This is a genomic window from Actinokineospora sp. NBRC 105648, from assembly GCF_030269645.1.
Classification (GTDB): domain Bacteria; phylum Actinomycetota; class Actinomycetes; order Mycobacteriales; family Pseudonocardiaceae; genus Actinokineospora.
This window is the reverse complement of record NZ_BSTR01000022.1, coordinates 54,327-76,090: the sequence shown is the minus strand read 5'-3', so window position 1 is coordinate 76,090 and position 21,764 is coordinate 54,327. Positions and strand designations below refer to the sequence as shown.

22 protein-coding genes and 4 tRNA genes are annotated in these 21,764 nt (G+C 72.0%); 17 read left to right on the top strand and 9 right to left on the bottom strand.

All coding sequences use genetic code 11. The features are described 5' to 3' along the window. Window positions 1-8 precede the first annotated feature (8 nt). From QSK30_RS20210 to QSK30_RS20190, 5 genes are all read left to right on the top strand, one after another. Window positions 9-209 (top strand): hypothetical protein, encoded by a 201-nt coding sequence (locus QSK30_RS20210; RefSeq protein WP_285504860.1) that lies wholly within the window; start codon window positions 9-11, stop codon window positions 207-209. Between the two features lie 114 nt (window positions 210-323). Continuing rightward, window positions 324-1,346 (top strand): Rv2231c family histidinol phosphate aminotransferase CobC, encoded by a 1,023-nt coding sequence (gene cobC, locus QSK30_RS20205; RefSeq protein WP_285504859.1) that lies wholly within the window; start codon window positions 324-326, stop codon window positions 1,344-1,346. Then, window positions 1,343-2,182 carry a Nif3-like dinuclear metal center hexameric protein gene (locus QSK30_RS20200; protein WP_285504858.1) on the top strand — a complete coding sequence of 280 codons (840 nt, stop codon included), beginning with the start codon at window positions 1,343-1,345 and terminating at the stop codon, window positions 2,180-2,182. The genes cobC and QSK30_RS20200 overlap by 4 nt, the downstream gene beginning before the upstream one ends. Further along, on the top strand, window positions 2,179-2,916 hold the full coding sequence (locus QSK30_RS20195; RefSeq protein ID WP_285504857.1) for a zinc ribbon domain-containing protein: 738 nt from the start codon (window positions 2,179-2,181) through the stop codon (window positions 2,914-2,916). Before QSK30_RS20200 ends, QSK30_RS20195 begins: the two co-directional genes overlap by 4 nt. Before the next feature lie 2 nt (window positions 2,917-2,918). After that, window positions 2,919-4,061 carry a bifunctional RNase H/acid phosphatase gene (locus QSK30_RS20190; RefSeq protein WP_285504931.1) on the top strand — a complete coding sequence of 381 codons (1,143 nt, stop codon included), beginning with the start codon at window positions 2,919-2,921 and terminating at the stop codon, window positions 4,059-4,061. A gap of 766 nt (window positions 4,062-4,827) precedes the next feature. Here QSK30_RS20190 and QSK30_RS20185 read toward each other — a convergent pair. After that, a tRNA-Arg gene (locus QSK30_RS20185) sits at window positions 4,828-4,912 on the bottom strand. A gap of 86 nt (window positions 4,913-4,998) precedes the next feature. Continuing rightward, complete coding sequence (locus tag QSK30_RS20180; RefSeq protein WP_285504856.1) at window positions 4,999-6,357, bottom strand: cytochrome P450; 1,359 nt, start codon at window positions 6,355-6,357, stop codon at window positions 4,999-5,001. Between the two features lie 677 nt (window positions 6,358-7,034). Here QSK30_RS20180 and QSK30_RS20175 point away from each other — a divergent pair. Next, the gene (locus tag QSK30_RS20175) at window positions 7,035-8,429 is read left to right on the top strand and encodes an alpha/beta hydrolase (RefSeq protein ID WP_285504854.1); all 1,395 of its coding nucleotides are present in this window, start codon (window positions 7,035-7,037) and stop codon (window positions 8,427-8,429) included. A gap of 81 nt (window positions 8,430-8,510) precedes the next feature. Here the strand turns inward: QSK30_RS20175 and QSK30_RS20170 are convergent, their stop codons facing one another. Then, window positions 8,511-9,113: a LysE/ArgO family amino acid transporter gene (locus tag QSK30_RS20170; RefSeq protein ID WP_285504853.1), complete on the bottom strand. Its 603-nt coding sequence runs from the start codon at window positions 9,111-9,113 to the stop codon at window positions 8,511-8,513. Window positions 9,114-9,178: 65 nt separating this feature from the next. Here QSK30_RS20170 and QSK30_RS20165 point away from each other — a divergent pair, with 65 nt between their 5' ends. Beyond that, a complete protein-coding gene (locus QSK30_RS20165) occupies window positions 9,179-10,072 on the top strand; it encodes a LysR family transcriptional regulator ArgP (RefSeq protein WP_285504851.1) in 894 nt (297 codons plus the stop codon). Between the two features lie 26 nt (window positions 10,073-10,098). Here the strand turns inward: QSK30_RS20165 and QSK30_RS20160 are convergent, their stop codons facing one another. After that, entirely contained in the window at window positions 10,099-10,761 is a 663-nt protein-coding gene (locus QSK30_RS20160; protein WP_285504850.1) for a biliverdin-producing heme oxygenase, read from the bottom strand. Window positions 10,762-10,875: 114 nt separating this feature from the next. Here QSK30_RS20160 and QSK30_RS20155 point away from each other — a divergent pair, with 114 nt between their 5' ends. Together QSK30_RS20155 and QSK30_RS20150 are read left to right on the top strand one after the other, a co-directional pair. Then, window positions 10,876-11,895: an enoyl-CoA hydratase/isomerase family protein gene (locus QSK30_RS20155; protein ID WP_285504848.1), complete on the top strand. Its 1,020-nt coding sequence runs from the start codon at window positions 10,876-10,878 to the stop codon at window positions 11,893-11,895. A gap of 100 nt (window positions 11,896-11,995) precedes the next feature. Further along, complete coding sequence (locus tag QSK30_RS20150; protein WP_285504846.1) at window positions 11,996-13,078, top strand: DUF418 domain-containing protein; 1,083 nt, start codon at window positions 11,996-11,998, stop codon at window positions 13,076-13,078. Between the two features lie 6 nt (window positions 13,079-13,084). On the opposite strand, the gene QSK30_RS20145 is transcribed toward QSK30_RS20150, so the two are convergent. The 3 genes from QSK30_RS20145 to QSK30_RS20135 form a co-directional block, all read right to left on the bottom strand. Further along, window positions 13,085-14,071, bottom strand: coding sequence for an LCP family protein (locus QSK30_RS20145; protein WP_285504845.1), 987 nt, complete (start codon window positions 14,069-14,071; stop codon window positions 13,085-13,087). 133 nt (window positions 14,072-14,204) lie between these two features. Further along, window positions 14,205-14,459, bottom strand: a complete 255-nt coding sequence (locus QSK30_RS20140) for a hypothetical protein (RefSeq protein WP_285504844.1) — start codon at window positions 14,457-14,459, stop codon at window positions 14,205-14,207. A 447-nt stretch (window positions 14,460-14,906) separates the two neighbouring features. Next, window positions 14,907-16,190, bottom strand: a complete 1,284-nt coding sequence (locus tag QSK30_RS20135; protein ID WP_285504843.1) for a TetR/AcrR family transcriptional regulator — start codon at window positions 16,188-16,190, stop codon at window positions 14,907-14,909. Between the two features lie 272 nt (window positions 16,191-16,462). Here QSK30_RS20135 and QSK30_RS20130 point away from each other — a divergent pair, with 272 nt between their 5' ends. Then, on the top strand, window positions 16,463-17,710 hold the full coding sequence (locus QSK30_RS20130) for an ATP-grasp domain-containing protein (RefSeq protein WP_285504842.1): 1,248 nt from the start codon (window positions 16,463-16,465) through the stop codon (window positions 17,708-17,710). Here QSK30_RS20130 and QSK30_RS36950 read toward each other — a convergent pair. Then, window positions 17,692-18,093 carry a phosphoribosyltransferase gene (locus QSK30_RS36950; protein WP_352231599.1) on the bottom strand — a complete coding sequence of 134 codons (402 nt, stop codon included), beginning with the start codon at window positions 18,091-18,093 and terminating at the stop codon, window positions 17,692-17,694. The two genes, QSK30_RS20130 and QSK30_RS36950, sit on opposite strands and share 19 nt — an antisense overlap. Window positions 18,094-18,126: 33 nt before the next feature. Then, a complete protein-coding gene (locus tag QSK30_RS36945) occupies window positions 18,127-18,327 on the bottom strand; it encodes a hypothetical protein (protein ID WP_352231598.1) in 201 nt (66 codons plus the stop codon). A gap of 153 nt (window positions 18,328-18,480) precedes the next feature. On the opposite strand from QSK30_RS36945, the gene QSK30_RS20120 reads away from it, so the two are divergent. The 7 genes from QSK30_RS20120 to QSK30_RS20090 all read left to right on the top strand — a co-directional run bounded on the left by QSK30_RS20120 (window position 18,481) and on the right by QSK30_RS20090 (window position 21,652). Next, the gene (locus QSK30_RS20120) at window positions 18,481-19,113 is read left to right on the top strand and encodes a peroxiredoxin (RefSeq protein WP_285504841.1); all 633 of its coding nucleotides are present in this window, start codon (window positions 18,481-18,483) and stop codon (window positions 19,111-19,113) included. Between the two features lie 112 nt (window positions 19,114-19,225). Next, the gene (locus QSK30_RS20115) at window positions 19,226-19,744 is read left to right on the top strand and encodes a hypothetical protein (RefSeq protein ID WP_285504839.1); all 519 of its coding nucleotides are present in this window, start codon (window positions 19,226-19,228) and stop codon (window positions 19,742-19,744) included. 57 nt (window positions 19,745-19,801) lie between these two features. After that, window positions 19,802-20,257 carry a pyridoxamine 5'-phosphate oxidase family protein gene (locus QSK30_RS20110; RefSeq protein WP_285504837.1) on the top strand — a complete coding sequence of 152 codons (456 nt, stop codon included), beginning with the start codon at window positions 19,802-19,804 and terminating at the stop codon, window positions 20,255-20,257. A gap of 354 nt (window positions 20,258-20,611) precedes the next feature. After that, window positions 20,612-20,695, top strand: a tRNA-Tyr gene (locus QSK30_RS20105). A 3-nt stretch (window positions 20,696-20,698) separates the two neighbouring features. Further along, window positions 20,699-20,772 (top strand) — tRNA-Arg (locus tag QSK30_RS20100). Between the two features lie 43 nt (window positions 20,773-20,815). After that, window positions 20,816-20,887, top strand: a tRNA-Arg gene (locus QSK30_RS20095). Between the two features lie 141 nt (window positions 20,888-21,028). Then, window positions 21,029-21,652 (top strand): acyl-CoA-like ligand-binding transcription factor, encoded by a 624-nt coding sequence (locus QSK30_RS20090; RefSeq protein ID WP_285504836.1) that lies wholly within the window; start codon window positions 21,029-21,031, stop codon window positions 21,650-21,652. Window positions 21,653-21,764 lie beyond the last annotated feature (112 nt).

The following is a 21,764-nucleotide window of genomic DNA, read 5'->3' as shown; positions in this document are numbered from 1 at the left end:
AGCGGGGTGTGGACCACGAGCCGTGGTGGGTGGCGGAGTCGGTGTGGCGGCTCCCCGCCGACCAGCGCCAGACCGCCATCGACCGGATCTCGGTGGCGGTGGAGCAGCACATCGTGCTGTGCAGCTCCGGGGACGAGCTGGCCCGCAGGCGGGCCGGGCGGTGGCTGCGCGCCAACGGCCTGGGCGCGCTGGCCGAACTCGACGACTGAGCGCGTGCGTCGGTTCGACAGCCCGCCCCCGGGGACGCGGTAGCCGGACCGCGGGGTGTCGTCGCGGCCGAGGTCGGTCGTGGCGGGCGGGCGGCGGTGCCTAGAATCCTGGCGATGACCAGCGACGACCTGCTCCGGCACCACGGTGATGTCGACGCCGCGCCCGGGTTGATCGACTTCGCGGTCAACGTGCGGGGTGGGCGGCCGCCCACGTGGTTGCGGCGCCGGTTGGCCGAGGCGCTCGACCGGCTCGGCAGCTACCCGGCCGCCGCCGACGACCGCCGGGCCCGGGAGGCCGTGGCGGCGCGGCACGGGCGGGAGCCCGACGAGGTCCTGATCCTCAACGGGTCCGCCGAGGGGTTCGCGTTGCTGCCCGCCCTCGCGCCCACCCAGGCCGCCCTGGTGCACCCCTCGTTCACCGAGCCCGAGGTCGCCCTGCGCACCGCCCGGGTGCCCGTGCGCCGCGTCCTGCTCAGCCCGGACGACGACTTCGCCCTGCACCCCGCCGACGTGCCCCCCGAGGCCGATCTCGTCGTCCTGGGCAACCCCACGAACCCCACCTCCACGCTGCACCCCGCCGACGCCATCCGGGAACTGGCCGAGCGCGCCACCGTGCTGGTCGACGAGGCGTTCATGGACGCCATCCCCGGTGAGCCCGAGTCGCTCGCCGCCGACCGGAACCCCAACCTGCTGGTCTTCCGCAGCCTCACCAAGACCTGGGCGCTGCCCGGCCTGCGCGCCGGCTACGCCATCGGCCACCCCGACCTGCTGGCCCGGCTCGCCTGCCACCGTCCACAATGGCCGGTCGGCACGCTCGCCCTGGAGGCCGTCGTCGCCTGTTGCGAGCCCCCCGCGCTCGCCGAGGCCGAGCTGGCCGCCGTGGAGGCGCGCGACCACCGGCGGGTGCTGCAAGCCGCGCTCGGACCCCTTGTGCTGGGTGACCCGCGCGCACCCTTCCTGCTCATCGAGGTCGAGGACGGTCCCGGCCTGCGGCAAGCCCTGCGGGACAAGGGGATCGCCGTGCGCCGCGGTGACACGTTCCCCGGTCTCGGACCGAACCACATCCGCATCGCCGTCCGCTCACCCGAGGAGTGCGCCCCGCTGCTGGCCGCACTCGCCCTGGAGGTCCACCCGTGACAACCGTCGCCGACGCGGTGGCCGTGCTCGAGGCCGCCTACCCGCCCGCCCTGGCCGAGAGCTGGGACGCGGTGGGGCTGGTCTGCGGTGACCCGGCCGAGGAGATCACCAGGGTGCTGGTCTGCGTCGACCCCGTCGAGTCCACAGTGGACGAAGCGGTCGAGCTCGGTGCCCAGCTGGTCGTCGCCCACCACCCGCTGCTGCTCAAGGGGGTGCACGGGGTGCCCGCCGACACCACCAAGGGATCGCTGGTGCACCGCATGATCCGCGGCGGGATCGCGCTGTTCTGCGCGCACACCAACGCCGACTCGGCTGACCCGGGGGTGTCCGACGCGCTGGCCGCGGCCATCGGGCTCACCGTCACCGGCCCGCTCAACCCGAACCCGGACGGCCGCACGGGTATCGGCCGGATCGGCGAGCTGCCCGAGGCCGAGCCCTTCGCCGTGTTCGTCGAGCGCGTCGCTCGCGCGCTCCCCGCCACCGAGGGCGGGGTAAGGGCCGCGGGTGACGCCAACCGCAAGATCCGGCGGGTAGCGGTGTCCGGTGGTGCGGGTGACTCTTACCTCGCCACCGCTACCGCCGCCGGTGTCGACGCTTACGTCACCGCGGACCTCCGTCACCACCCCGCCGCCGAGCACCTGGCCACCCCCGGCGCCCCCGCGCTGGTCGACCTGGCGCACTGGGCCAGCGAGTGGCCGTGGTGCGGGCAGGCGGCGGAGATCCTACGCGCGGCCATCGGCGGTACGGTCACCGTCGACGTGTCCGCCCGCCGCACCGATCCCTGGACCGCCCAGTCCGCCGGGGCGCCGACCCGAACCGGGAGGTTCACCGGGTGAAAGCCGATCCCGCCGTCCAGCGCCGACTGCTCGAGCTCGCCGAGGTCGACGCCGACCTCGACCGCGTGCGCCACCGCCGCACCAGCATGCCGGAGCTGGCCGAGATCACCGCCGCCGAGAAGGACGTGCGGGCCAGGCGCGACGCGGTCGTGGCCGTGCGCACCCAGCTCGACGACCTCGACCGCGAGGCCGCCCGGCAGGAGAAGGAGATCGACGCGGTCCGCGCCCGCGAGGACCGCGACCGCGGGCTGCTGGCCGGGGGAACGCTGAACGCCAAGCAGCTCACCGACGTCGAGCACGAGCTGGCCACCCTGCGCCGCCGCCAGTCGGTGCTCGAGGACGACCTGCTGGAGCTGATGGAGCGCCGCGAGGCGGTCCAGGGCGACGCCCAGCACACCGGGGTGGAGCTGGCCAAGGCCGAGGCCGCGCTGGCCGACGCCACGCACCGCCGCGACGAGAACCTGGCCGACCTCGACACCCAGGACGCCCGCGGCGGCGGCACCCGGGCCAAGATCGTCCCCGGGCTCCCGGCGGACCTGCTCGCCTTCTACGAGCGCAGGCGGGCCGTCAAGGGCATCGGGGCGGCCCTGCTGCGCTCGCGCCGGTGCGGCGCCTGCCGGATCGAGATCGACACCCGGGAGATCTCACGCATCCGCGAGGCCCCCGCCGACGAGGTCCTGGAGTGCCAGGAGTGCGGCACGATCCTGGTGCGCACCCCGGAGTCCGGCCTGTGAGGGTGCTGGTCGAGGCCGACGGCGGGTCCCGGGGCAACCCCGGGCCCGCGGGCTACGGCGCGGTGGTCCTGGCCGCGGAGACCGGCGCGGTGCTCGCCGAGCGGGCCGAGGGCATCGGCGTGGCGACGAACAACGTGGCCGAGTACCGAGGCCTGATCGCGGGCCTGCGCGCCGCCGCCGAACTGGGCGCCGACACCGTCGAGGCGCGGATGGACTCCAAGCTGGTGGTGGAGCAGATGTCCGGCCGCTGGCAGGTCAAGCACCCGTCGATGCGGCCGTTGGCCGACGAGGCCCGCGCCATCGCCGCGGGCTTCGCGTTCGTCTCGTACACGTGGATCCCGCGTGAGCGCAACCGGCACGCCGACCGGCTGGCCAACGAGGCGATGGACGCCCAGGACAGCGCCAAGGCACAACAGGTCCAGCAGCCCCAGCCCGACCAGCCGAGCAGGCAGACCCGCCCCACCCAGTGCGCCGACCCCGAGCCCCGCCGGTCCTCGCCCGCGGGCTGGTCCGGCGCCCAGGGCACACCGACCAAGATCCTGTTGTTGCGACACGGGCAGACCGAGATGTCGGTGGCCAAGCGCTACTCCGGCCGCGGCGACGTCCCCCTGACCGAGGTGGGCGAGGGCCAAGCCGCCGCAGCGGCCGCACGGATCGCCAAGCTGGACGGGATCGACGCCCAGACCCCGATCATCGCCTCACCGCTCGGCCGCACCAGGCAGACCGCGACCGCGGTGGCCCAGGTAGTCGGCGGACAGGTCGAGACGCACGACGGTCTGATCGAGACCGACTTCGGCCAGTGGGAGGGCATGACCTTCACCGAGACCGCCGAACGCGACCCAGAGCTACACGGCAAATGGCTCTCCGACACCTCAGTACCCGCCCCCGGCGGCGAGAGCTTCGACGCAGTACACCGCCGAGTCCGCCGCGCCCGCGACGAACTGATCACCCGCTTCGGCGGCCGCACACTGATCGTGGTCAGCCACGTCACACCGATCAAGTCACTGCTGAGGATGGGCCTGGACGTCGGCCCGTCACTGCTGTTCCGACTCCACCTGGACCTGGCCTCCCTCTCGATCGTCGAGTTCTACCCAGACGGCAACGCCTCAGTGCGCTTGGTCAACGACATCTCACACCTGGGCTGACACCACAAAACCGAAGCAGAAGCGACTCCCGACCCCACTGGAAAGCAACAGGTCCGGCCCCCGCCAAACCGCAGCGGCATCCCGCCCCCGTTGGCACCGCAGCGGATAGGCCGACCCCACCAGCACCCAAGAGAAGCCCGTCCCCCACTAAACCGCAGCGGATAGGCCGACCCTGCCCGCACGCGACAGGGTTCCGTCCCCCCAAGCAAACCGCAGCGATGAGGCCGACCCCGCTGGAAAGCAACGCCCGCTACGGATGCTCGATCTAGTGGACTCGCTTCGTGTGGGGGGAGAGTGCCGCTAAACTTGCCGTGGGTGGGGATGCCCTTACCCTGCCCTTTTCTCTCCACCGCGGTGCTCTAGGGGCCCCGCACGAAGCGAGTTCACTAGATCGAGCCCCTCATCTTTTCCTCGGGCAGCCCCAGCGATGAGCCACCATGCAGGTCGACCGTAGGTCGGTGTGCGGCACACCGTCCGAGCTGCCCGAGTAAGAGCGGGGCTCGATTGGCTGGACTACCTTCGCGCGGGGCCCCTAGAGCACCGCGGTGGGGAAAAAGCGTGGGGTGAAGGGCATCCCCACACACGGCAAGTTTAGCGGTGCTCTCCCCCCACACGAAGGCAGTCCACCCAATCGAGCACTGGCGTAGCGGGTGTTGCGCCCCAGCGGGCGCGGCATTTCAAGACTGAGGGATTGAAAGATTGAGGGATTGAGGGATTGAAGACCAAGACCGGGGATTGCCAGCGGCCTTGGTGGTGCGCTTTTGAGCGGAGAGGGCAGGATTCGAACCTGCGTGGGCCGAGGCCCTTCCTGGTAGAACAGGAACCCGATGAGCCGCTCCGGGCACCTCTCCCGTTGTCTTGCTGTCTCGCTGTCTTTCCGGTCCCGCTTGCCTTGCTGGAACAAGCTTGACACCAGGCCCTGATGCCCCGCTGACCCTCAGCTGACGGCCCGCTCACCCGCCTGCCGCCGGATCGCGCGCATCCGCAGCTTGTGTGGCCGGAGTACGAACGACAGTGCCGGCCGCACTTGCCGTGCGGAGGCGTGTTCCAACCGCCAGCGGCCGGCGATGGTGGCCAGGGCCAGGGTGGCTTCGGTGAGGCTGAACTTGTCGCCGATGCACTTGCGGGCGCCTGCGGCGAACGGGATGAAGGCCGTGCGCGGGGGAGTGGTGCCGGTTGAGGTGTCCCAGCGGTCGGGGTCGAAGCGCTCCGGGTCGGGATAGAGGTCCGGTCGGTGGTGGATCAGGTATGGGCTGTAGGCGACGGTCGTGCCCGCTGCCAGTTGGTGCCCGCCCAGTTCGGTGTCGGTGCTGACCAGTCTGGTGAACAGCCAACCCGGGGTCCAGACCCGGAGCGACTCGGTGATCACCCGGGCGGTCAGGTCGAGCCGGGGCAGGTCGGCGTGGCTCGCTGTTCGTCCATTGAGGACGGTGTCTACCTCGGCGTGCAGCCTGCGCTCGACCTCCGGATGCGCGGCGACCAGGTGCAGGGCCCAGCTCAGTGCCATCGCCGTGGTTTCGCTGCCCGCCAGGTGGAAGGTGAGCACCTGATCGACGATCTCGTCGGCGGTCAGGCCCTCCTCGGGGTTCTCCGGGTCGCGGGCGAGGAACAGCGCGGACAGCAGGTCGCCGTGGTCGGCGCCGGTGACTCGGCGCTGTTCGATGAGCTCGCTCACCGTGCGCCGCAGCCGTGCGGCGGCTTGATGGAAAGCCCGGTTGCCGAACAGTGGCAGCCGGGCGATGGTCTCCGGCATCACCATCCGCTTGAGGATGCCGGACACCAGGACCTCGGCGTCGTCGTAGGACTCCCGCACGGCCCGCTCGGACAGCGTGTCGGAGAACATGGTGGCGTTGAGGACGTTCACCGTCAGCACCGACATCTCGCGGGGCACGTCGAGCACCTGCCCATCCCGCCAGCCCGCCAGCGCCCGCTCGATCTGGGTCGCCATGACCTCGGCGTAGGCGGGCATCCGCGCGTTGTGGAACGCGGGCTGCAACAGCCTGCGTTGTCGGCGGTGCATGCTGTGCGGGCAGGTGGACAGGTTGTCGTGCACCACTTCGCGGGCGCGGTCGACGAACACGCCGCCCTTGTCGTAGGTGCGGTCGTCGCGGAACACCTCGTTGGCCAGCTCGGCGTCGCAGACCATGACGGCGTCCACCGGGCCGATCTTGACCCGCACCAGGTCGCCCTGGGCGGGCAGCGAGTTCAGGAACGCCACCGGCTTGCGGAGCAGGGGGAGCGCGTGGCCGAGCAGCGGTAGTTTCCCGCGGGCGGTGGGGATGATCGGTGCACTCATGGGGTCACCCTCCAGTTCGACCGTGCGGAGGACGTTACGCCGGCGGGGCGGACAAATGAGACGGTTGTCCGATTCCTGCGAATGGGAATGTGAATGGTGATGGTTTATTGCTGTCCGGGTATCGGGTGTGGAGCGGTGAAACCGTTTCTGGTTGGAGTTTTTCGGCGTCCGGGGCTTGAGTGTAGGCTCGGTCTCACCTCGGTGTAGCCGTCTTCGTTGCCCAGGTTACAAGCGGGGCTCGATCTAGTGAACTCACTTCGTATGGGGCCCCTAGAGCACCGCGGTGGTGAAAAAAGGGCGGGTGAAGGGCATTCCCCACCACCGGCAAGTTTAGCGGTGCTCTCCCCCCACACGAAGCGAGTCCACCAGATCGAGCATCCGTAGCGGGACTTGCGTTCCAGCGGGGTGGAAATCCTGTTGCATACCAGCGGGGTCGGCCTGCCGCTGCGGTCTGGTGGGGTGGGGATTCTGTTGCTTGCCAGCGGAGTCGGCTTCTCCGCTGCGGTGGTGGCGTTGGGGGCTGGTCGGGGGGTGGGTCAGGGTTTTCCCTTGGTCGTCAAGGGAAGTGGACCGTGGTCCTGCGTCGGTGGGATGAGCCCGCGGTCATCCCCGGGACCGATGTCCGTCGTGGCGGGCCCACACCATGATCTTCCCAAGTGGACGACGTGAGGAGGACCATGAGACGAGTGCTGGTGTCGGCCGTTGTGGTGGTGGGGGTGGTTGCCGGGGTCGCACCCGCTGTCGCGCAGGCGAAACCGGTTGAGGTTGGGTGGCGCGCGTGTGGGGAGCGCGGTGCGCAGTGCACCGACATCGGGGTGCCGCTGGACTGGTCGCGTCCCGGTGGTGCGCGGATCACGGTGGCGGTGGCGCGGCTCAAGGCCGCTGATCCGGCTCGGCGGATCGGGGTGCTGTACTTCAATCCCGGTGGCCCGGGTGGGCCCGCCGTGCCGTTGGTGCGGGATCTCGCGGCGGAGTTGTTCCCGGCGGAGTTGCGGGATCGGTTCGACATCGTCGGGGTGGACCCGCGTGGGGTGGGGGAGAGTCGTCCGGCGATCGCCTGCCCGAAGTCGCCCACCGACCTGCGGGTTACCCAGTACCCCGACACGCAGGCGCAGTACCGGCGGTTGGTGGCCTACAACCGGGAGGTCGGGGACGCCTGTCGGCAGGCGACCGGGCCGTTGATCGATCATGTGGACACGGTCAGTGCGGCGCGGGACTTCGAGGCCGTGCGGGTGGCGTTGCGCGCGGACAAGGTCAGTTGGCTGGGGTTGTCCTACGGCACGCTGCTCGGGGCGACCTATGCCCAGCTGTTCCCGAACCGGGTGCGGGCGGCGGTCTTCGACGGGGCGGTGGACCACACCGTCGGTAGTGAGCGGATGGCGCTGGACGAGGCGCGGGTGACCGAGGACGTGTTCGCCCGATTCTCCCAGTGGTGCGCGGACACCGCCGAGTGCGCGTTGCACGGGCGTGACGTGGTTGCCGAGTACCGGGCGCTGCTGGACCGGGCCGATCGGGAAACCATTCCCGCGCAAGGGTTCCCGGAGGGGGTCAACGCCGAGCAGATCGGGTTCGGCATGTACTCCCTGCTCTACCTGACCAGCCAGTGGCCCCTGCTCGCCGAGGCGTTGCGCGACGCCATGGCGACCAGCCCGGACGCTTCGACCCTGGTGTCGGGGGAAGGTGGGCTCGGGACGTACCGGACCATCGGGTGCCACGACTTCCCCAGTGACGTCAGGGGGGCCGCCGACCTGATCGCCCGCAAGCAGACGATCCTGCGGGTGGCGCCGGTGACGCGCGGGTACGTCGAGGCGTGGGACGGTCAGGCGGGATGCGCGGGGTGGCCGGTGCGTCCGGCCAACCCGTGGGGGCCCACGCCGGTGCGTGGCGTGCCCAACGTCCTGGTGGTCGGTGGCGAGCACGACCCGTCCACCCCGCACGAGTGGGCGGTCGGTCTGGCCAGGCAGATCCGGGGCTCGGAGCTGCTGACCTGGACCGGCGTGGGCCACACGGCCTACTTCAACGACCCGGGCACGTTGGCGCGCGAGGTGGCGCACCTGGTCGGGGCCAGGTAGTCGGACCGGGCCTGACCATCCACAGTGGATGGTCAGGCCCGGTCGGTCGGTGCGGCTCCGACCGCGGCGACTCGCCCGTGCTCAGGCGCCCGCGATCAGCCCGACGCCGATGGTGACCATGGTCGCGGCCACCAGCGCGTCGAGCACCCGCCAGGACCCCGGGCGGCGGAAGAACCCGCTGAGCAGTCGGGCGCCGAAGCCGAGCGCGGTGAACCAGCACAGGCTGGCCAGCGCGGCACCCAAGCCGAAGGCCCAGCGGGCCTCGCCCCGGGCGGCGGCGATGGTGCCCAGCAACAGCAGCGTGTCGAGGTAGACGTGCGGGTTGAGCCAGGTCATCGCCAGCGCCTGCAGCACCGCGCGGCGCGGGGAGCCGGTGGTCGGCCCGTCGAGCGGCATGGTCGCGGGCCGCAGCGCCCGGCGGGCGGCGAGGATCCCGTAGCCGATCAGGAACGCGCCGCCGACCAGCGCGACGGCGGTCAGCGCGCGCGGCCACGCCCGCACCACGGACCCGACGCCGCCCACCCCCAGTGCGATGAGGACGGCGTCGGAGCCCGCGCAGATCGCCACCACCGCGGCCACCGCGTGCCTGCGGATCCCCTGGCGGAGCACGAACGCGTTCTGCGCGCCGATGGCGACGATGAGCGAGAGACCGGTGCCGAAGCCGGCGAGCGCGGTGAGGAGCACGGTCCGACCCTAGGAACGACCGTCCCGTGAGTACAGCTAAAGATTCTTACGTATCATTAGGAATCGTGATCACCGACCTGCCGCTGGACCACGTCCGCACCCTGCTGGCCGTGGTCGACGAGGGCACGTTCGACGCCGCCGCGACCGCCCTGCACGTGACCCCGTCGGCGGTGAGCCAGCGGGTGAAGGCGCTGGAGCAGCGGACCGGCCGGGTGCTGCTGACGCGCACCAAACCGGTGCGGCTGACCGAGTCCGGTGTGCTGGTGGTCCGCTTCGCTCGCCAACTGGCCCATCTCGAACGCGACACCCGGGCCGAGCTCGGCCTGACCGACACCGGCGAGCCCGTGCGGCTCGCCGTCGCGGTCAACGCCGACTCGCTGGCCACCTGGTTCCTGCCCGCGCTGGTCGAGGTGCCCGCGCGCCTGCGGACCTGCTTCGAGCTGCGCCGCGAGGACCAGGATCACACCGCCACCCTGCTGCGCGACGGCCTGGTGATGGCCGCGGTGACCTCGCTGGCGGAGCCGGTCACCGGGTGCTCCGTGCGAGCCCTGGGCAACATGCGCTACCGACCTGTCGCGACGCCCGCGTTCGCCGCCGAGTGGCTTTCCGGTCCGCTGCACGCTTCCCTCCCCACCGCACCAGTGGTGGTGTTCGACCGCAGGGACGACCTGCAGGACCGCTTCACCCGCGCGCACGCCCCGGACGCGCCGCCGAGCAGGCACCGGCACCACATCCCGTCGTCGGAGGGATTCCTCGACGCGGTGGTGGCGGGACTCGGGTGGGGGATGGTTCCGCAGGCGCAGGCCGCGGCCCACCTGCGGGCGGGGCGGCTGGTCGACCTCGACGCCGAGCGCCCGATCGACGTGCCGCTGTACTGGCAGCAGTGGAAGCTCGACTCGCCCTCGCTGTCCGCCCTCGCCGACGCGGTCACCGCGGTGGCGGCCACCGCCCTGCGGTGACGCGGGTGCCCCTTGCAAACCCGCGCTCAGAGTCCCGCCGCGACCGCCAAGTCGTCGAAGACGGCGCGGTTGAGCCGGAACGCGACGTTCGCCTCGGCGACCAGGTTCTCCCGCTCGCCCTCGGTCCACGGCGACCCGTCCAGCAGCTCGCGGTAGATGTCCCGGAACGGCTTGGCCTTGGGGATCCCGTCGAAGGTGTAGAACCGGACGCCGTCGGTGTCGAGGCCGTAGGCGTCGTGCAGCCTGCGGCGGATGATCTGGCCGCCGGAGAGGTCGCCGAGGTAGCGCGTGTAGTGGTGCGCCACGAAAGCGCTGCGGGAGGTGAAGCAGACCTCGCGCAGGCGCTCGACGTAGGCCCGCGTCGCGGCCAGCGGGTGCACCGACGCGCGCCAGTCCGGGCCGAGCAGCCAGGCCAGGTCGGCCGCCAGCACGTCGCGCCGGTGCAGCGCGTCGAGCACGAACCGGCCCGCGACCGGGTCGGGCCGCCAGGTCTCGGCGGCCTCCTCCAGGACGGTGTAGAACAGCAGGCTCTGGCCGAGCAGCGCCGCGTAGGACTCCCGGGGCAGCTGCCCGTCGAGCAGGGCGGACACGAACACCGACCGCTCGGCGTGTTCGTGCTCGGCCCGGGTGGCGCCGCGCAGCTCAGCGGCGAAGCCCGCCGGGTGCTGGGGGGAGTCCAGTGTCGTCATCGTTACCTGCCGTAGTCAACTTAGGCTCACCTAACTCGTTGTCCCACCATAGGGTGTGTTGAGCTGGCGGGACCAGGGGCAATTTGTCGGCGGGAAAGTTGCGGAGAGTAACTGATGGTCGAGGTGCTTGCCCGGGTGGTCAACGGCGTTGGTCGGATCACGCTCAACCGGCCCAGGGCGATCAACGCCCTGACCCACGCCATGGTCGTCGAGGTCGACGCGGCCCTGGCCGCCTGGGCGGCTGACGACGGGGTCCACGCGGTGGTCGTCGACGGCGCGGGGGAGCGCGGGCTGTGCGCCGGCGGTGACATCCGCGAGGTCCACGCCGCCGCCCTGGCGGGTGGCTCGGCCGCGCTGGCGTTCTGGGCCGACGAGTACCGGATGAACGCCCGGATCGCCCGCTACCCCAAGCCCTACGCGGCGATCATGGACGGCATCGTGATGGGCGGCGGCGTCGGCGTCTCCGCGCACGGATCCGTCCGCGTGGTCACCGAGCGCACCCGGTTGGCGATGCCCGAGGTCGGCATCGGCCTGGCCCCCGACGTCGGCGGGACCTACCTGCTCTCCCGCGCGCCCGGCGAGCTGGGCACCTACGTCGCCCTGACCGCCTCGACCATCTCCGGCGCCGACGCCGTGCACTGCGGCCTCGCCGACCACCTCGTCACCAGCGACCGCCTTCCCGAGCTGCTCGCCCACCTGGAGTCGGGCAGCCTCGACCTCGTCGGGTACGCGGTCACCCCGCCGCCCTCCCGGTTGGCCGAGCAGGCTGGGTGGATCGATGTCTGTTTCGCCGTCGACACCGTCGAGGAGATTCTCGACCGGCTGGCTGCCCACGGTCAGGTCGCGGTCGCCAAGGAGATCGAGGCCAAGTCGCCGATCGCGCTCAAGGTCACCCTGGCCGCCCTGCGCCGGGCGCGCGAGCTGCCGGACGTCGAGTCGGTGCTGGTCCAGGAGTACCGGGTGTCCGCCGCCTGCCTGCGCGACCACGACCTGGTGGAGGGCATCCGCGCCCAGGTGATCGACAAGGACCGCGACCCGCGGTGGTCGCCCGCGACCCTCGCCGAGGTGACCGACGCCGCCGTCGCGGCGCACTTCGCCGAGCCCGAGGTCGCGTTCCGCCTGACTCGAGGGTGACTCCCTGACTTAAGGGTGACCCCGTGCTCCGTCGGACGACGGACGCGCCGTCGTCGTGGCCCGCCTAGCGTCGCGGGCAGGCCACGACAAGGGGGAAGTCATGGGGGATGGCCGTATCACGGCCCTGGACGTGCTGCGCGGGATCGCGATCCTGGGCACGTTCGGCACCAACGTCTGGATCTTCACCACCCGCGCGGCGCTCGGCGCGGGCGACCCGGTCGAGACCGGGTTGCGGACCCTGAGCAACGGCAAGTTCCTCGCGCTGCTCTCGATCCTGTTCGGCGTCGGCCTGGCGCTGCAGGAGGCCTCGGCGCGGCGGCGCGGCGCGCGCTGGCCGGGGCGCTACCCGTTGCGGGCGGCGCTGTTGTTCGTCGAGGGCGCGCTGCACTACGTCCTGGTGTTCGAGTTCGACGTGCTCATGTACTACGCCGTCGTCGCGGTCCCAGTGGCGTTCTTGGTGGGCCGGGTGTCCGCGCGGTGGTGGATGATCGGCGCGGGTGCGCTGCACGTGGTCTTCGTCGGATTGGTGACGGCTGCCCTGGCCAACGGGGACGCCTCGGTCACCTTGCCCGCGGACACCTCGAGTTGGCTCGGTCAGGTCCAGACGCGCCTTGAGCACGCCGCCGCGTTCCGCGCCGAGGCGATCTTCGTCCTGCCGCTGAGCACGGCGCTCTTCCTCGCGGGCGCCGCTCTCCTGCGGGCGGGAGCGTTCGAGCGGTCGGCCCGTGGCGCGATCGTTCGCCGACGGCTGATCACCTGGGGGTTGGGGGTGGGGATCCCGATCAACGCGCTGACCGCGTACGCCGGTCCCCAGTGGGCGCTGGTCGACCGCTACCTCGCCGCGCCGGTGGTCGCCTTCGGCCTGCTCGGTGCTGTTACCGCCCTGGTTCACCGGATGGGTGCGCCCGGGCTGCTGCGCCGTGCGGTCACCGCGGTCGGACGGTGTGCTCTTTCCTGCTACGTCGCGCAGAACCTGCTGGCCGCGTTCCTCTGCTACGACTGGGGACTCGGCCTCACCGGCCGACTCGGCCACCTCGGTCTGCTGTGGACGGTCGGCTGCCACCTCGTGGTCTCGGCGACGGTGCTGGTGGCCGCGACCTGGTGGCTGCGTCGGCACACCCGCGGCCCGGTCGAGCTGGTCTGGGACCTCGCCTACCGCCGTGACCGCGTGCCGACCAGGTGAGCGGGCTCAGCCGATGGTGACGGGTAGCGGCACGGCCTTGTCCTCGTTGAGCGCGGTGCCCGCGTTCTTGAGCAGCGGCTCGTCGAGCACGTTCGCCCCGGTGACCGGCGCGGTGTAGAAGTGCAGGTTCTCCTTGGGCACGTTGCCCAGGTCGGTGAACAGCGACGAGATCGCCTCCAGGGTCAGCGACTGGCTCACCGCCAGGTGCCGGGCGAACGCCGTCGCGAGCCGCTTGAGCTTGACCGGGTCGCGGGTGACGCTGCCGCTGGTGATCTTGACCTTGAGCGCCTCCAGCAGCTGGTGCTGGTGCTCGATCCGGTCCAGGTCGCCGCGCGGCAGGTCGTGGATCCAGCGGGCCCAGGTGAGCGCGCGCTGGCCGCTCAGGGTGATCGGTCCCGCCGGGTAGTAGGTGCCGGTCAGGGGGTCGGTGCCGGCGGTCTCGTTGATCACCTCGACGCCGCCGACCTCGGTGGTCAGCTCGGCGATCGCGGCCAGGTCGCCGACCGCGATGTGGTCGACCCGCACCCCGGTCAGCGACTCGACGGTGGAGACGATGAGCGGCACGCCGCCCGTGGTGAGCAGGTCGGCGAAGGGCCGCTGCCCGCCCGCCGTGGTGACCAGCGCGTCGCGCGGGAAGGCGAGGGTGTCGGCCCGGGTGCGGGTCGCGTTGAAGTGCAGCAGCACGACGGAGTCGGACGCGCCCGCCACCGTCTGCAGGTCGGTGCCGGCGGGCCGGTCGGTGCCGATCAGCAGCACCGTCTCCGGGGTGGTCGCGGCCAGGCCCGCCAGCGCGGCGGGCGGCCGGTTGGTCAGCCCGTCCAGCAGGCCGGCGGGGAGCACGGTCAGCTGGTCCTCGATCGACCGGCGGACCGACCAGCCCGCGCCGACGGTGACCACGACGGCCGCCGCCAGCGCGGCCACCAGTGCGCGCGCGACCCAATTGGCGCCGCGCCAGATACCCGTCCCGCGTTCACTGCCCGCCTGAGGTGTCATTGCTCGACCATAGGAATGGTCGCCGGGTAGGACCAACCACTGTCCACTATGTAGTGAAGCCAGCCCGACGCGACCACACTTCCGGGGGACAAGGGAGCCGGTCCGCGGGTCGGGCCCGCGGACCGGCTCGACCTCAGGCCAGCTCGCCCCGGTAGCCGATCGGGCCCTCGTTCGGGAACACCGCGGTGCCCGCGAAGGTCCGGCCGTTGTCGAAGAAGGTGATGCTCGCGTTGCCCTGCGGGCCGCTCCAGCTGACGCTGGTGCCGGTGGCCGGACCGCCGGTGCCGACGACCTCGCTACGGCTCTTGATGGTCAGCTCCAGCTGGCCGTCGGGCTGCCAGGCCCCGTTGACCCCGCCGACCTGGTAGAAGGTCTTGTACTTCGCCATGCGGACTTCCCTCACTTCTCGTCCGTCGCTGAAGGGGATCCCCGGCCGGGGGCACTAGATGATCTTGCTCGACCATCATGGCCCAGCCCGGCGGCGCGGCGGAGGGCCGCGCGGCGATCTCACCGGAAAGTACGCCGGTGATCCACCTCGGACCCACGCAGAGCAATCCGATGCCGCTGTTGGGACCACCGACCGCTATCGGGCTCCGCTGACCGGGGCGGGGCGCGGTCCACCGGGTGCCGGGCGGACCTCGACGAGTCCGAAGTGGACAGAACGGGCGGAGTCGCCGCGGCACCGCCGCGCACGCACCGCGAGCGCTGGGTTCACGGCGTGGAGTCCCGCACGGAGCCGCCCACGACCACTCACCCGGGCGTTCTCGTCGGCACCCATACCGACCGCCCGGTGTGGCTCCGCTTCCGTGGTCGGTACCGGTCTCCCGTGGACCCGCTACCGGGCGATCAGGCCGTGCAGCATGGCGGCCTCCACCGCGGCCGCGTGCGCGGCGGGCTCGTCGTCGCGGCGGGTGAAGCAGCGCAGCAGCACGTTGTGGGTGAGCATCGCCGCCAGTTCGCGCGGGTCGAGGTCCGCGGCGAAGACCCCCGCCCGCCTGCCGGACTCGATCACCGGGACCACCAGCCCGGGCAGGTCGAGCTCGCGCTCGACGTCCTCGGCGGTGTCCGGCGAGACCGCCACGTCGTGGATCATCACCACCAGCAGGGCCTCGACGAACTCGCGGTGGTCGATGGCGAAGGCCGCCAGCCGGGTCAGGTAGCGGCGCAGCGCGGCGACCGGTTCCACGCCCAGCGCGATGTCGTCGCCGACCATCGAGCGCAGCTCGGCGTACGGGCCGCGCAGCGCGTCCAGCACGATCATCGACTTGCGCGGGAACAGCTGCTTGACCACCGCCTGGGAGAGCCCGGCCCGGGTGGCGATGTGCGCCGGGGTGGTCGCGAAGTAGCCGCGCGCGGCGAACTCCTTGCGGGCGGCGGCGAGCAGCGCGCTGCGCGGGTGCGCGGGCAGTACGTCGGGCATGGCCGCGGTGAAGCCGAGCATGACCTGGTCGGCCAGCGGGGCGATGACGTCGTCGACGTGCTCGTGCTGCTGCCCGATGTCGAGCAGCGCGCCGAGCAGGGCGACGACCACGTCGCCGAAGAGCTCCTCGGGCACCGCGGCCGGGTCCACCCGGTGCCGGATGGTGAGACCCTCGATCAGCGCGGTGAGGGTCACCGCCAGCATCTCCATCGTGAACGGGGAGCGCAGCGCCACCCCCCAGTGCGCGAGCAGCGGCCGGTAGGCGTCGGTGGCGATCCCGTCGTAATGCGCGTAGACGCCGCGCAGCCGCTTCATCGCGCCCGGGTGGTCGCGGGCCAGCACGTGCGTGGCCAGCAGCATCAGCGACACCGGGTCGTGCCGGACCTGCTGGAAGTCCCACCTGCACACCGCGCGCACGGCCTGCCGGGGGTCGCCCTTGGTCTCGATCATCGACTCGCCGACCACCCGGGCCAGCTCGGTCATCGCCCGGTGCGGCGTGCCGGTGAGGCTGAGCAGCAGCTCCTCGAGGTAGCGGCCCTTGTCGCCGAAGGTGGCGAAGAAGGTCTTCTGGCTGACCCCCGCGCGTTCGGCGATCTCGGCGACGTTGAGGCCGCGGGCGAGTACCTTGAGCCCGTCGTCGAGCAGCTGGGCGGCGCCTGCCTCGAGCAGACGGGCGCGGGCTGGGCCCGGTTCCACCACCAGTGTGACCCCCGGTCGGAGTGCGGCATCGGACGTCAACTGGATCGGCCCAGGTCGTGCGGACGTTAGTGATTACTCACCTGCGGGGGCAACTCTCACTCACTTGGGCTAGTGATCGCGGTTCGCGGCTTCGTTGACCTCTCACCGACCCCGGTCGCAGACTCGGCCGCGGCGCCCCGGGACCCGGCCGGTCCGGTGGCGCCCGCGGCCCGGGGGCATCGGGCCGCTCGACGGACAGCAGGCGAACGGGCACCAGGCTGAGGGGGAGGCTGATGACCACCCTGCTGTTCGTCGGCGGCGCGGGGCACGGGGCGCTCGGGTCGGCGGTGGCGGCGCTCGCGCTGTCGCAGGCCCGCGACCGCGGCATCGGCACGCACCTGCTGGCCGACCGCGCCTCGCTCGCGGCGAGCTCGGCGGTCGCCGCGCTGGCCGACGACGCGACCGAGCTGGACTTCACCGACGCGCCCGACTGCGTCGCCTGGGCCACCGACCAGGCCCGCCGCGGCAACCGGTTCGACCTGGTGCTCGGGGTGCGCGAGTACGCCCAGGTCACCGTGGCCGAGGTGGCCGCCGCGCTCGGCGTGCCGGGCAACCCGCCCGCGGCGGTGCGCCGGGTGCGGGCCAAGGACGCCTGCCGCGCGGCGCTGGTCGCGGCCGGGTTCGACCAGCCCGCCTTCCGGCTGTGCGGGACCACCGCCGAGGCCGGGCACTTCCTGGCCCGCTCCCGGGGTCCCTGGGTGGTCAAGCCCCGGGACGCGATGGGCAGCCTGGGCGTGCGCCGGGTCGAGGGGCCGACCGAGCTGGCCGCGGCGGTGGCGGGGCTGCCGCGGCCGTTCCTCGTCGAGGAGTTCGTCCGCGGCCGCGAGTACAGCGTCGAGGGCTACTTCCGCGCCGGCCTGCCGCACGTCCTGGCGGTGACCGAGAAGCAGGTGACGGCCGCGCCCGCGTTCGTCGAGGAGGGACACGTGTTGCCCGCGCGGCTGCCGGCGGCGACCCGGGCCGAGATCGAGCGGCAGGTGCGCACGGCGCTGCGGGCGCTGCGGCTGAGGTACGGGCTCTTCCACGTCGAGCTGTGGCACACCGCCGCGGGCGTGGTGCTCGGCGAGGTGCACGCCCGCCCCGGCGGCGACTGGATCCACCAGCTGCTCCGGCACGCCATCCCCGGCCTGGACCTGTTCGGCCTGGTCTACGACGACGCCCTGGGCACGCCCCGGCACCCCGGCGTGCCCACCCAGGCCGCCGCCGCGCGCTACCTGTTCGCCCCGCCCGGCCGGGTGTCCAGAGTGGACGGTTGGACCCGGGTGTGCGACCACCCGGCGGTGCTGGTGGCCGACCTGCTGGCCGAGCCGGGCACCGACGTCGTGCCCGCCGTGGAGTCCTCCGACCGCGCGGGCGCCGTCGTCGTCGGCGCGAACACCGCGGGCGAGGCCGCCACGCTGGCCGACCGGCTGGCGTCCTCGGTGTCGTTCGTGGTGGACGCGCGCCCGGCCCGGCTCGCGGGTCACCGCCCGCCGAGGTAGCGGTCGACGTCGGTGTCCGCCAGCTGCCCGAAGTCGTCGTACCACGCGCCCACGGCGGTGAAGTCCGCGGGCGCGTGCGCGCAGACCACGGTGTCGGCCTCGGCGGACAGCGCGGCGCAGGTCTCCGGGGGCGCCACCGGCACCGCCAGCAGCAGCCGGGCCGGGCCGCGCGGGCGGACCCAGCGCAGGGCGGCGCGGGCCGTGGCGCCGGTGGCCAGACCATCGTCCACCACGACCACGGTCCGCCCGGCGACCTGGGGCGGCGGCCGGTCGCCCCGGTAGCGGCCGATCCGGCGGCGCACCTCGGCGCGCTCGCGGAGCACCTCCTCGGCCAGGTCGTCCGCGACGAGGCCGAGCGCGCGCAGTGCCCGCTGGTCGAACACAGCGGGCCCGTCCTCGGCGATCGCCCCGAGCCCCTACTCCGGCCGCTCCGGCTCGCTGATCTTGTGCGCGACCAGCACCCCGAGCTCGCCCTCGGTGGCCCGCGCGACCTCCGCCGCCACCGGCACACCCCCGCGCGGCAGCGCCAGGACCAGCGGCCGGACCCCCTCGGCCAGGTGCGCGCGCACCCGCTCCGCCAGCACCCGCCCCGCCGCCTCGCGGTCCGCGAACCTCACACCCCCAGTGTCGTCGGATCCGGCCCGGTCCGCGGATCGAGCCTGCCCAGGCCCGCCGGGCGTGTGATTCGGCCGGTGCCGGTGGCCCGGTGCTCGGCCGCCTCCCTAGACTCGCGGCGAATTGTCCTGACCGGATGGAAATGAGGACTTCGAGTGGGTCTGCAACTGGGCGATCTCGCGCCGGACTTCACCGCCGACAGCACCGCCGGTGTGATCGACTTCCGGGACTGGAAGAGCGGCTCGTGGGCGGTGCTGTTCAGCCACCCGGCCGACTTCACGCCGGTCTGCACCACCGAGCTGGGCCGGGTGGCGCAGCTGAGCGCGGAGTGGGCGGCGCGCGGCGCCAAGCCGATCGCGCTGTCGGTCGACTCGGTCGACGACCACGGCAAGTGGGTGCCCGACATCAACGAGGTCAACGGGACCACGGTCGACTACCCGATCATCGCCGACCCCGACAAGAAGGTCGCCAACCTGTTCGGGATGATCCACCCGAACGAGGGGGACACCTCCTCGGTGCGCTCGGTGTTCATCATCGACCCGGCCGACAAGGTCCGGCTGACGCTGACCTACCCGAAGAGCGTCGGCCGCAACTTCGACGAGATCCTGCGCGCCCTCGACGCGCTGCAGCTGACCGACCGGGCCGCGGTGTCCACCCCGGTCGACTGGCGCAGCGGCGACCGCGTGATCGTGCCGCCCACGGTGTCCACCGCGGACGCCAAGGCCAAGTACGGCGACGTCGACGAGGTCAAGCCCTACCTGCGCTACGTCGCGGCCCCGCAGGGCTGAGCCGGTCGCGGCGGCGGCCCGGTGGGGCCGCCGCCGCACCCGACGGGCTCGGGCCGCCGTCCGCGTGTGGTTGACTTCCGGCACGAGGTCGGGGCGGTAGGAGGAGCACGTTTTGGCACATCCCGAGCTCGCCGACACCTCCGGGATAACGGACCTGCTCGCGCGGCTCAGGGGTCGCCAGATCACCGCCGTCTCCCGGCTCGCCGCGGTGTCCGCGGATGGCGAGGTCCCGCTGCTCGGCACGCTCGCCTTGGCCCTGGGGGACGGGCAGGTGGTGCTGTCCTACTCCCAAGACGGCCTCGTGCACCTGGGCCCGACCCTGGAACCGCGGTGGCCGACGGAACCCCACCTGCGTTTCCGGCACTCGCCCGGGGCGGAGGAGTGGTTGGAACTGGTGACCGTGGAGTCCTCGGCGGTAGTGCCACCGGTCCCGTTCACCGTTGACCGGGCGGAGGCGTGGGTCGGCATCGGCGACTACGCCGCGGTGACGGTGCTGGCCCTTGCGGATCTCGTTGTCACCACTACCGACGGGTTCGACCTCGAGTGCGTTTCCCGTGAAGAGGCGTTGAGCCGGGCCAAGAGCGTCGCCGCCGCGCTCGGCTCGACCCTGGTGCACGTGCCCGCGGAATGATCACCCGGCTGCCGGGGTTGGCGTTGGTGTCCGACACCACCTCCTGGGGAGCAGACGATGGCCACGGCGCCCAGCTCACGAAGTCTTACCCGCACTGAGCGCGAGGAGTTCCTCGCGCTACCGCACATCGCGATCCTGGCGGTCACGGCGGACGACAACCGCCCTCCGTCAGCGCTACCGACTTGGTACGACTACGCGCCCGGCGGCACGGTCCGCATCCTCTTGCGGCAAGACAAGCGCAAGTCCCGTCTTATTCGGCACGCGGGCGTCGTGTCCGTGTCCGTCCAGAAGACTGACGCGCCTTACCGGTACGTGACCGTGGAAGGGACCGTCGTCCGGCAAGGGCGGCCGACGGAGGAGGAGATGGCGGGCATCGGGCGCCGCTACCTGCCCGCCGACGCCGTGGAGGGATGGGTCGCCTGGGAGTTGGGCGGCGGCAACCCGGTCGGCGAGCCGGAGTACGTGGAGATCCGCCCGGACCGCTGGCTCACCAAGGACTTCGACCGAGGGTGACCGGGCTCCGCTGAATTCGGATAAACCATTGACGCGCGGCATTCGGCTGGGCATGATTGCGCTATACCGAACGACCGAGGAGCAATCATGACCAGCACGCCGACCCGAGGGGCGCAGGGCCGAACCGGCACCGCGACCGTCGTCGCGCTGTCCTCCCGGTCGTATCGACGATACCCGTCCTTCCGGTCTTGACCTGGTGATACGTCAGGACGCGGAAGCCGCCCATCGGGACACCGAATCGGGCGGCTTCCGCTATTAGACGCACCCGAAATAGCTTTGCTCGAACAATTCCGACATTGTCTCCGACGATTTCGGACTATTTTCCCCGCCTGCGAAAGAATGTCGCGGGCACACGGTGGAGATGGGCTGCGGAGCCCGACCCGGCTGTAACCCGGGCGCCCCTCGTGGGCACTGGTGGTTCGACTCCACCCTCCACCACCGGTCCCCGTGGCGCAGTCGGACAGCGCGCGACACTACGAATGTCGAGGCCCCAGGTTCGAGTCCTGGCGGGGACGCACGCGGCGTCGAGGGCACACTCCCGTGCCCTCGACGCCATTGGTCCCCGTGGCCCAGTGGACACGGCACCGGCCTCCGAAGCCGGAGACGCAGGTTCGACTCCTGCCGGGGACACCCGGTCGGGCGCTGCTGATCAGTGGGGCGCGCCGAACCAGTGACCGAGCACCGGTTCGCGAGTGTCCTGGTCGGCCCGCGCACAACAAGTTGCCGAGTCGGAAAGTTTGCAAACTCGGCAAGTTTGGCTAGGCTGTTGGTATGGCGGCTGACGACGGGCTTCGCGAGCGCAAGAAGCGGGAGACGCGGTTCGCGTTGAGTCAGGCGGCTATTGGGCTTGTGCTGGAGCGTGGGCTGGACGCGGTCTCGGTGGCCGACATCGCCGCTGCGGCGAACGTCTCCGAGCGGACCTTCCGCAACTACTTCAGCAGCAAGGCCGAGGCGATCGTCGCCACGCACGTCGAGCGCGGGCGGCGTATCGCCGAGGTGTTGCGGGAGCGGCCGGTCGGGGAACCGCTCTGGGACTCGCTCGTCCACTCGGTCGTGGCGCAGTTCGGGTGGGACGAGGATCCCGAGCCGCGCTCGGCCGCGCGGCCGAAGATCGACGGGTACGCCGCGGCACTCCAGAGGCTGCTCGCCGAGCCTTCGGTTCAGCATGAGGTCTTCCGTGCGCACGCCTCGGCTCAGGACGAGATGACCGCAGCCATCGCCGACCGCACGGGCGCTGGCGCCGAGGACCTGTACCCGCAGATCGTCGCCGCGGTAGTCAGCGCCGGGCTCGGCACGGCGATGGCCCACTGGACGCGCGATCCGACCCGGTCGCTGGTGTCCCTGCTGCACGAGGTCTTCGACCAGATCCGCGCCGGGCTTCCCGCCCCGCACTGACCCGCACGACCAACCACGCGCGAACAATCACCACGACCGATCCCGTCGCGACCAATCCCGTTGCGACCATCTCGCTGCAACCCGATCCCGATGCGACCGAGCCCGCCCGACG